This is a genomic window from uncultured Metabacillus sp. (genome assembly GCF_947503125.1).
Lineage (GTDB): Bacteria > Bacillota > Bacilli > Bacillales > Bacillaceae > Metabacillus.
Genome location: NZ_CANNCR010000112.1, coordinates 1 through 6,571 on the forward strand (window position 1 = coordinate 1; position 6,571 = coordinate 6,571).

General features: G+C 35.2%; 7 protein-coding genes. 6 read left to right on the forward strand and 1 reads right to left on the reverse strand.

The features are described from left to right. The first annotated feature begins 371 nt into the window (after positions 1-371). From Q1B07_RS25955 to Q1B07_RS25975, 5 genes are all read left to right on the forward strand, one after another. Entirely contained in the window at positions 372-824 is a 453-nt protein-coding gene (locus Q1B07_RS25955; protein WP_299095501.1) for an NUDIX hydrolase, read from the forward strand. Then, a complete protein-coding gene (locus Q1B07_RS25960; protein WP_366945290.1) occupies positions 821-1,255 on the forward strand; it encodes a GNAT family N-acetyltransferase in 435 nt (144 codons plus the stop codon). Before Q1B07_RS25955 ends, Q1B07_RS25960 begins: the two co-directional genes overlap by 4 nt. Positions 1,256-1,344: 89 nt before the next feature. After that, on the forward strand, positions 1,345-1,788 hold the full coding sequence (locus tag Q1B07_RS25965) for a GNAT family N-acetyltransferase (protein WP_299095498.1): 444 nt from the start codon (positions 1,345-1,347) through the stop codon (positions 1,786-1,788). Between the two features lie 236 nt (positions 1,789-2,024). Next, positions 2,025-2,447, forward strand: coding sequence for a VOC family protein (locus Q1B07_RS25970; RefSeq protein ID WP_299095496.1), 423 nt, complete (start codon positions 2,025-2,027; stop codon positions 2,445-2,447). Positions 2,448-2,626: 179 nt separating this feature from the next. Beyond that, the gene (locus Q1B07_RS25975; protein ID WP_299093550.1) at positions 2,627-2,842 is read left to right on the forward strand and encodes a hypothetical protein; all 216 of its coding nucleotides are present in this window, start codon (positions 2,627-2,629) and stop codon (positions 2,840-2,842) included. 645 nt (positions 2,843-3,487) lie between these two features. Here Q1B07_RS25975 and Q1B07_RS25980 read toward each other — a convergent pair. Further along, positions 3,488-4,903 (reverse strand): NucA/NucB deoxyribonuclease domain-containing protein, encoded by a 1,416-nt coding sequence (locus Q1B07_RS25980; protein WP_299095493.1) that lies wholly within the window; start codon positions 4,901-4,903, stop codon positions 3,488-3,490. Positions 4,904-5,552: 649 nt separating this feature from the next. On the opposite strand from Q1B07_RS25980, the gene Q1B07_RS25985 reads away from it, so the two are divergent. After that, positions 5,553-6,269 (forward strand): sulfite exporter TauE/SafE family protein, encoded by a 717-nt coding sequence (locus Q1B07_RS25985; RefSeq protein ID WP_299095491.1) that lies wholly within the window; start codon positions 5,553-5,555, stop codon positions 6,267-6,269. Positions 6,270-6,571 lie beyond the last annotated feature (302 nt).

The window sequence follows — 6,571 nt, forward strand, 5'->3', positions numbered from 1 at the left end:
CATGGAATAGAGTACAAGCTATCGGATATTCGCTAGACAAAAAAGGACCGGGCGGTTTTTGCCCGGTTTTTCTTATTTTAGACTACCAGAAAGTATAAGATTTTATGGATGATTGAATAAACTGCTAAATAACATAGAATTGTTCTTTAAAAGATCCATTTAATGGAAGGGAGGATTGCGAAATATCCCACTTTTTTAACACTTTAAAAAAGTATAAATTGGTAGCGAAGAAGGGAATTCAACGTAGTGGCTAATTTTAAGTATAAGGTTTCAGCGCAACTACTCATCACGCTTCGTGCCAGTCGGCGAGTTTTCTTTATTTAATTCCACTTAACTGTATGGTAATATTTTCTTGTTAGGAGGCGGAGGATATGGCTAATTATGTACAAGAATTAAGGAAATCTATAGGGACCAAACCTATTATTTTGGTTGGATCTACGATTGTTGTATTTAATGAAAAACAGGAGATATTACTTCAACACCGTTCTGATACAAATGATTGGGGATTACCTGGGGGAGCCATGGAGTTAGGAGAATCCTTAGAGGAAACTGCCAAACGAGAATTATACGAAGAGACAGGATTAACAGCAAAGGTTTTTGAGTTCATCGATGTACTTTCTGGAAAGGATCTATATTATCAATATCCTCATGGAGACGAAGTTTACAATGTTATCGCTCTATATAAGGCTAAAGAAGTTACAGGGAAACTTCTTATGGAGGACGGGGAAAGTTTAGATTTAAGGTATTTCTCTCTAAATGACCTCCCTTTTCCACTAGAGGATAGAGCCAAGATTATTCTAAAAAGATACTTCATTGAATCGTGATTATTATAAGGAAAGCAACGATAAAAGATATTCCTGAATTAGTTATTTTGATGGAACAACTTGGTTATCCAACTTCAGTCGATAAGATGAAACTTAGATTTAATGCTATAAATAACAATCCAAGCTATCATACATTAGTCGCTGATTTGGAAGGGAAAGTTGTTGGAATGACAGGATTAAATACTGGATTGTTTTATGAATATGATGGTTCTTATGTTTGGATTGTAGCTTTTATTGTAGACACAAATTATCGAAGAAAAGGGATAGGCAAAAAGCTAATACAAGAGGCAGAATGTTGGGCAAGAGAACAAGGAGCTATTGCAATAGCTTTAAACAGCGGAAATCGTGAAGAGAGAAAAGATGCACATCAATTCTATTTAAGTATGGGATATAAAGCTAAAAGTATTGGATTTGGCAAGAGTCTTATTTAACAGGTACATTACTAGAACTATGGTAATGCTCTTTTTTTAGGGCAGGTTTAGTTAGATTTTAGCGAAATGTCCTTTCAGGAGGGATTAATTTGGAATACAGTGCGTTCACGAATTTGGAAACTGAATCGACTTGGTATAAGAGCATGTGTTCACTTCACGACAGCATTTTCACAACACAAAGCTCTGATTCTATTAGGGAAGAATTATCAACGAGACCGCAATTCCTAATATTAGTCGCCGTTCATGATGACCGTGTTGTTGGATATAAAATAGGATATCAAGACCGTAAGAGTAGATTCTATAGTTGGTTAGGTGGCGTGTATCCAGAGTATCGTAGTCAAGGGATTGCATCGGAACTAATGCTCAAGCAGCACGAATGGTGTAAGGTGCAGGAATACACTGTTGTTCGTACCCAAACTAAAAACAAGTGGCGTAGTATGCTCATTTTGAATTTACGTCATGGGTTCGATATAGTTGGAACGTACACTGACGAAAAAGGAGAACCGAAAATCATCTTGGAGAAACGTCTTTAATACAAACATTCATTATTTAGATACAGGAGTTAGAGTGGAAGAGTCAGCTGCCATACTTGGTGGCTTATTTTTATTGCATTAAGGGCTTCCTGTTTATTCAAGAAAAAGGCCATATTCTGGAATAAGAAAGAGCGTGGCAGTCTACAATCAAATATCGATACAATAATGGGGGGAAAATAGTAGAATATGGGTAATGTCATGATGAAAAACAATATTTCGATTGGAGGAGTTAATAAATGATTCAATCCATTGTTCATATCGCTATAGTTGTAAGAGATTATGATGAGGCATTAGAGTTTTATACAAAAAAGCTAAATTTTACTTTAGTTGAAGATACATACCAGCCAGAGCAAGATAAACGATGGGTAGTAGTATCTCCTCCAGGCTCGGCTGGCACTACAATTTTACTTGCAAGAGCATCGAAACCTGAACAAGAACCATTTATTGGTAACCAAACGGGTGGTAGGGTGTTTCTCTTTCTAAGTACCGATGACTTTTGGAGAGATTATAATGAAATGGTCTCAAGAGGAATAGAATTTGTTAGAAAACCCAAAGAGCAATCATATGGAATGGTTGCTGTATTTAAAGATTTATACGGTAATTTGTGGGACCTTCTGGAGTTTAATGAAGATCATCCAATTTCCAGACGAATTAAGTAGATCATTTAGTGCTACATTAGTCATCACTTATTTTCACTTGACCCTAATTTAATGAGATTATCTCGAGAACGTCTGGATCGCTAAAGTATTCGGAAGTGTATCGATCGATACATGCTGCAGCCGGTTCCTAATGATCTAAGAGTTGTTTATAATCTAACTGGAAAGGAAGAGAATGCTTAATGTATATTACACCACAAGAAGAATCACTGATTAAGGCTTTCCGTGAAACTGACTTCCCCCCTTTATATGTGCTCATACGAGTCAGAAATGATATTGCAAACGATATTGGAAATATCGAAGAGAGCCAAAGAGATGTTATTGTTAAAACATTAGAAAAATACATCGGCCCACTATGGGAAGACTATCATGATGGGAAATCCCGAAAAAGTCTTTAAAGATTATAAAAAGTACAATAGAAATTAATACTTGAATAGTCGTCGGATTTGAACTAATGGGTTGCTAGAGTTCAATAAGTATGAGCCACCTTCAGCAGCCTTTGATTTCAAAAAACATCTTAGAGGCTAATTTTTTATTCCGATAGGGCGCTTTAATGGCATAAGGATCACAGAAATGATCAAACTTTATTTCATTAACTATACTAAAAAGGCGTACATTATGTTCAATATGTACGCCTTTTTAGTGAAAATTCAACATCTTTTACACATAACATTAACCGTACCAAATAAATTATGTCTACTATGTATGATATATGAGCGTTAGCGATCCTTTTACTTTGAAGAAGTGTCGTGTAAGCTTGATAGGTGTTGGAGCTGGGGTAACCTGATCCTTATCTAAGAGAAACACGACACTGCAAGGTTCAAAGTCAAGGGCATATATTATACATGTCTAATATAATAAAACCCTATAAAATCAAGGGATTTTCACCTTTAGTCTAGATAAATTCAAAAGCAACAGGATGTAAACTAGAAAAATGGCCAGACAAAAAACGCAACCAATTAAAGATTGCGTTTTACAATTCCATTTATATGTGAGTGACTTTTATGAATTGAAGCCATCATACTCTTTAATCCGAATAGTAATTACTCTCTAAATCCTATATAAAATGAATCTTTGTGTAAAATTCGATTATATGCATACCATGCTGCAAGCCAGCGCCCATGAGTATTGTTTGCATCTCTGGGAATGTATCGTACAGAAAACCTGCCATCACCCTTGCCAGCTCCTTCATATGTGCTGGCAAATGGAAATTCATCACATTCATATCCTTCCGGTTTATTAAGATTCTTACATGCTTGATTTTTGGCATTGGTATTCTTGTTATATTGTTCTCTGTCATATGCAGAATAAATTCGAGTGAGTGGAGGCTTAGGCTCCTTCCCTGGGATTAAGCTTCCTTCTGAGGTCAAGGCGTCTTTATGATGCTGAAAAGCTTCTTTCATAATATTAAAGTAGGGATCATTCATATCATAGGTAAAGGTCGGAATGAAATTCGCAAAGATAGCCCCTTCTCTTTTAGAAAAGCCAGGAGTAAACAGATAATCGGCTGAGTCCATTCGAATGGTTTCTTTTGGACCATCATTTGTGAGTGGAGGATATTTTTGGCTAGGTGGATCTACAGTTATTCTTGGCCACATATCCATGTAACTTACCTGATCCTTATTATTATTCGTAATGGGTGGGGCTTCAGATGTAATATAAAACTGGTAATGACTGCTTGATTCCCAATTTGCCAATGTTCTTGTGACATTTTCATCCGCACCAATACAATCACGGGTTTCTGAAATACCGTCACATTCCGTGCTGAGGGTAACTTTGGAACCTCGCCGCCATCCCTTGCTGTCAAAGTCTGAATCAATATCGTCTATTGTATAATTGTAAGTAACTCCCCGAAATCCGTTATATCCATTTGCAATAACGGTTACTCGAAAGGCAACCCAGTCACAACCAAATGGAAACCAACTTGGACCACATCCGGCTGGATCGCTATACACAACGTAGCTCGACCAACATTGAGAATAACGGTTTTTAATCCAACCTGATGCTGCCTTTTCATTCTCCACACAGGAATCAAATGTTATATCATCGTACTGAAATGAAGGGGGGGTCCAATCATCTCCATCTGAAGCAGTAATGGAATTCGCCATAACGGAATCTTTTCCCTTATCTGTCCTTTCCTCCATTATCGTAACCGCATTTTTCTTAACCTCTGAATTCATTTGCTCCAGCGTTTGGTCTCTTGGGCTGTGCTTTTGACTTGATATTAGCCCTAATGTTTCCGGAGATTTTCCTTGTTTCAGTTGGCTAATAACTTCATCTGCTTTTTCGGGATCACTCGTTGGAATAAAATATAATTCTGGTTTTGCTTGATTGATTTCATTTTTTTCTTTTTCCGTAACTTCTGACGAGGAATTTACTTTAGCCTCCATTTCAACTGGAGCAGCAAAAAACATGCATAACGTGAAAAGTAAGGCTACAAATTTGTAGTACTTCTTCATTATCCTTCCTCCATTTCTTATTTCCAAAAAAATTTCAGTATGAATCCTCGCACTATGCTAAATAACTTTTTTCATTACTCCAAAACAGGAATACCATTGATTTCATTATCTTTTGCGTTTTTTTGCATTAACACTTTCATTAAATACAAGTACTGTAATAACCTAAATTAATAATTTCCACTTTTTATCACTCTACCCCCTGAAGGAAAAATATTACAAAATTATCATATTATATATAAAATAATTTCATAAGGGGATAAATTACTGAATATTCCTAATTTATTTTTCCATATCAGAACTTTCTTCATATCACAATTCGCTTAGAGTTTGTTTTCCACCAAAAATTGTTGATTTGAAATAAAGTCGTGATGTTTATAAAAAAGTTGCGAAGCTTTTCCCTGCATCGTTTTGAAATAATCGAACTGTTTGTAAATGTTTGATCAATAAACCTGTATTGCAGGATTTTTTTTATTCAGCAAACGGGCCTAGATAATGGAATAAGGGTTTGAAGAAATCTGTTTAGTTTAAGTTAAAAGACAGAGGATGATTAATTTATTAAATATATTTATAGTCATTATTCGACGTCACTCAGTAGAGATTATATTTTATAATTGAAGAATATAACAAAAACTGAGAAGGTGTTAGGTTTATGGAAGATTGGATAATACTTGTCTTTATCGTTCTTTTAGCTTCATTATTACAAACAAGTACTGGCTACGGCTTTTCTATTGTTGGTACACCTTTTTTGTTATTAATCTATCCGGGTCATACAGCTATACAAATTAATATTATACTTTCACTTTGTCTTTCTATTTTCATGATTTTTAAAATTGGAAAAGAAGTAGACAAACCTTTGTTAATTAGACTGATTAAAGGAAGTATTATGGGGCTAGTTTTAGGGATCTTTATTTATCTTTATTTAGATATTCAATTGTTAAAGATTGTAGTTGGCGGGTTTATCCTCATTTCAACGGTATTGCTTATTTTAAAACTAACTATACGTGAAACAAAAAACAGAGACTTTTTGACTGGGGGAATCTCAGGGCTGTTAACTACGAGTATAGGTGTACCTGGACCACCTCTACTGCTGTATTTTTCCGGTGTTGGAACTGATAAAGCAATTCTTCGAAGTACTACCTTAGCCTACTATCTCTTTGTATATTTCATCAGCTTATTCATGCAAATATTGTTTGGTGGTACTAGTAAAGAGGCTTGGATTTCATCCCTTGTTGCAGTACCTTCCCTTTTTGTTGGAATATTGCTCGGGCAGTTATTATTCAAATGCATTAGCCAAAAAGTTTTTCGATTAATAACGTACATAATCCTTCTTTTTACAGGGGGCTATTTGTTGGTAACTAGCTTTTAATTATCTTGCAAACCTTTTAACGGTACTTAGTAACCAGCTTTTTTATCATGAAAATTGTGCGTTTAGTAAGATCAGGGTAAAAAAGTAAATAACTATTATTTTGAAGCTTTATAATTCCGGCTGGAAAAAGCGACTTTACGTCGTTGAAAGTAAAGGGCTTTTTTAGAGAAATCACTTAAAAGGGTGAGGTAAAACTGGGAAATTTTAATTTCACTAATAGAATGTTACACTAGCTTTGCATTAAATAAATTCCTCTTTGTCAATAGTTTTTTTAAAAAAAGTCTGTTAGAACACAAAAAAAC

What these genes read in the sequence shown, in the direction of transcription:
- Q1B07_RS25955 (WP_299095501.1), top strand. Translation starts at nt 372, where the DNA reads ATGGCTAATTATGTACAAGAATTAAGGAAATCTATAGGGACCAAACCT.
- Q1B07_RS25985 (WP_299095491.1), top strand. Translation starts at nt 5,553, where the DNA reads ATGGAAGATTGGATAATACTTGTCTTTATCGTTCTTTTAGCTTCATTA.
- Q1B07_RS25970 (WP_299095496.1), top strand. Translation starts at nt 2,025, where the DNA reads ATGATTCAATCCATTGTTCATATCGCTATAGTTGTAAGAGATTATGAT.
- Q1B07_RS25975 (WP_299093550.1), top strand. Translation starts at nt 2,627, where the DNA reads ATGTATATTACACCACAAGAAGAATCACTGATTAAGGCTTTCCGTGAA.
- Q1B07_RS25980 (WP_299095493.1), bottom strand. Translation starts at nt 4,903, where the DNA reads ATGAAGAAGTACTACAAATTTGTAGCCTTACTTTTCACGTTATGCATG.